At 52.4% G+C, this 1,999-nt stretch carries 2 protein-coding genes; both read right to left on the bottom strand.

Annotated elements, in window-relative coordinates:
• On the bottom strand, positions 1-1,310 hold a 1,310-nt coding region (locus H6F43_RS06820; RefSeq protein WP_242025391.1), incomplete at its 3' end, for an ABC transporter substrate-binding protein.
• A 188-nt stretch (positions 1,311-1,498) separates the two neighbouring features.
• The coding region (locus H6F43_RS06815; RefSeq protein ID WP_190341939.1) for an amidohydrolase family protein at positions 1,499-1,999 on the bottom strand (501 nt) is incomplete at its 5' end.

Genomic DNA, 1,999 nt, shown 5'->3' with positions numbered 1-1,999 from the left:
TTCTCCGAGCCTTTCGAGCATTCCAAAAACGGCTGAATGTAGTTGTCTGGATCGAGAAAATCAGGCGTCCAATCGAGTAAAAACATTGGATAAACACCCTTATCCAAATTCTTGTATGCTGTGGTTGATTCGATACTTCTCAGGTCAATTTGCACCAGCTTACCCAGCGTTTTTTGCACGATCGCCTTCAGCGTGATTGCCGCTGCTTGGTCGTTGTTGAGATTCGATCGATACCAAAACTCCAGCTTCAGCGGGTTGCTCGAAGAATACCCCGCGCGACTGAGTAGCTCCGTTGCTTTTGCCACATCGCGATCGCCATACTCCGCCTGAAACACCGGAGCTTGCACATCCACCGTCGCCGGAATCAGGCTATACAGCGGCTCAATTTGCCCCTGAAACACGCGCTCTTGCAGCAGGGGACGGTCCATGATTGCTGCGATCGCCTGCCGAACTGCCAGCACATCGAGCGGTGAGGATCGCAAATTCAGCGTTAGGTAATCAATACCGCTGCCCGATCGCTCGATAACCTGCCAACCTCCGGTCGCTGCGTTCTGCTGAAGACTGCGAATTTGCTCGATCGCCAGGTTTTGATACGCCAAATCCACGGAGCCTGTGCGAAACGCATTAAACAAGTTGGCTGGGCTGGAGTAGAACTGCACGTCAATGCCTGTATTTGCAGGTTTAGCACCCCAGTAGCGATCGAACACATCCAGTCGCAGCCGATCGGTCCCGTATTTCACAAGTTTATAGGGACCTGTGCCAACGAACTCCTGAGGCTTAAACTCACCTGCTTTAATTTCATACGCCTGAGGCGACACCGCACAGACACCCGAAAAAGCCAGCAGCGACGGAAACGCTGCAAAGGGTTTTTTCAGCGTAATCGTTAATTCGTACTCCGCTGTTGGCTTAACTGCAGCAATCAAATCCGCCAGCAAAAACGACGGCGATCCACCGTTTTGGATGAAGCGATCGAGGGAAAATGCCATTGCTTTGGCAGTGAATGGCGTTCCGTCATGAAAGACAACTCCTTGACGCAGCGGAATTGTGTACGTCAATCCATCCGTGCTGACGGTCGGGAGAGCAGTCGCTAACTGTGGCTCTAAATCGTTTGCGCCGAGTTTGTAGGTGTACAGTCGATCGCTCAGGTTGTACAGCAGCGCTCCCGCAAAGATGCTGTAAGCGTCGGCTGGATCAAGGGTGCTAATGCTTGCAGTGGTACCGAGGACAATACGCCCTTGTTCGGTTGTGCTGGCTGAGGGCGAGGAGCGACTGCAACTGACCGCCAGCACGCAGCAGAGACAGAACAGCATCAAGGAAGAGAGGAGAGCTCTCAAGGAGCCGCGTCGTGAACGCCAAATTTGACGGAGCATGAAAAGAATCCGAGACGAGACAGTTGCGTAGGTGAATTAGCGCTAGCGTATACCAGTTTGGAATTTGGAATGCGGAATTCGTAAGTCGAAATTTCACTGCTCGATCGCGTTCTCTCAGACCGAACGGCTTACTCGTTCAACATAATTTGGCGGTAGTGCGCCTCGATTTGCTGAATGGTTTGGAACTGCGATCGCGATGCAACGGGTCGTCGCTGAATCAACTCTTGCCGCAGTGCCTCAACATCGATCGTTTGCACAGTGCCATCAGCGACAATCCGCTTGCCGTTGACCCAGACGCTATCAACTACCTGGGTCGGTCTACCCAGTACCAGCATTCCGATCGGGTCTGTGTAGGGCAACATCGACAGATTATTGAGGTCGTAGAGTACGCAATCTGCTTTTTTGCCGATCGTGAGTGAGCCGATTTGGTCTGCCAGATTCAGTCCTGTTGCGCCGCCCATGGTTGCCATGTCGATCGCCTGACGCGGGGTAATCCAGTTCTGATAGTCCAAATCGGTAACGCTGTGCAAAATCGCGCCTAGCTTAATCACTTCCAGCAAATTCTGAGAGTCATTGCTGGCAGAGCCATCACAGCCAAAGGCAACATTGACTCCGGCTTGCCGATACTT

This window comes from Leptolyngbya sp. FACHB-36 (assembly GCF_014695955.1).
In the GTDB taxonomy this organism is placed as follows: domain Bacteria; phylum Cyanobacteriota; class Cyanobacteriia; order Leptolyngbyales; family Leptolyngbyaceae; genus FACHB-36.
Note: the sequence above shows the minus strand (reverse complement) of the source record. Positions and strands in the feature narration are given on the sequence as shown.